Source organism: Litorimonas sp. (assembly GCA_029936425.1).
In the GTDB taxonomy this organism is placed as follows: Bacteria; Pseudomonadota; Alphaproteobacteria; order Caulobacterales; family Maricaulaceae; genus Litorimonas.
In genome coordinates, this window is the sequence record JAPYSU010000180.1 from 1 (window position 1) to 1,026 (window position 1,026).

Annotated in this window: 2 protein-coding genes; both read left to right on the forward strand. The window is 52.6% G+C overall.

All coding sequences use genetic code 11. The features are described from left to right. Positions 1-55 precede the first annotated feature (55 nt). Complete coding sequence (locus ACN0IC_RS15835; protein WP_232211718.1) at positions 56-424, forward strand: transposase; 369 nt, start codon at positions 56-58, stop codon at positions 422-424. 11 nt (positions 425-435) lie between these two features. Continuing rightward, a partial coding sequence (locus ACN0IC_RS15840; RefSeq protein ID WP_416879702.1) for an IS3 family transposase occupies positions 436-1,026 on the forward strand: 591 nt, incomplete at its 3' end.

Consider the following 1,026-nt stretch of genomic DNA (forward strand, 5'->3'; position numbering starts at 1 on the left):
CTGATCTGTAACCACTTTTGTGGACAGAGTTTTCTGTTCATAAGAGAGGTGTAGTGTGGGACACACAAGAAAGAGAAATTACGACCGTTATACCCTGGCTTATAAACTCCAAGCCGTTAAATTAGCTAATCACCCTGACGTTAGGTCCAAGGATGTGGCAGAGTCTCTGGGTATCCACCCGGTCATGCTTTATCGCTGGCAGATGGAGCACCGGCGAGGGGAGCTCAGGGAGAACAAGCACATGAAATCGTCATCGCCACCCCCGAAACGTCGTGCCAGCAGAGCGGATCCTGCGAAGGAAGCAGAGGAGAAGCTCGCGGCAGCTGAAAAGCGCATCAAAAAGCTCGAGCGAGAGCTTGAAAACCGAAACGATGAGATCGATTTACTAAAAAAGGCCGAGCGGTTCTTCCAGCGGAAAAAGTAAGGCTCTATGAGCTGGTTGAGAAGAACCGCCAAGGTCGGAATGTGCGTCGTTTATGTCAGCTTCTTGGCGTGTCGAGGAGTGGCTATTATGCCTGGCGTTCACGGTCTGAGAGTGAGCGAAGTCAGTATGACGGAAGGCTGAAAGAGGCCATGGTCGAGCTGCATCAGGGATTTCGGCGAGCCTATGGCGCTAGACGACTTCACCAGCAACTCCGCAAAAATGGCTTCACCTGCAGTGTCCGTCGGGTATCGCGGTTGATGAAAGAAGCCGGAATTCATGCTTCCAGCAAAGGATTGTACGTCTGGAATCCCGGAAGGCATGAGTTCTACAGTTCAGCAGGGAATGTGCTGGGGGCGGAGGAATCTGCTGACAGTGAGGGCAAGCACTGGGCCGGAGACTTTACCTATATCCGAACGGGCTCGGGTTGGCTTTATCACGCGGTAGTCGTGGATCTATATAGCCGCAGGGTTGTGGGTTGGTCATTCAGCCGTAAGCGAAACAGCGAGCTGACCAAGAGTGCGTTAAGAATGGCGCTGTCACGTGAGCAGCCTCGCTTGGGTTGTGTTTTTCACTCGGATCAGGGCATTGAATATGCCGCTCAT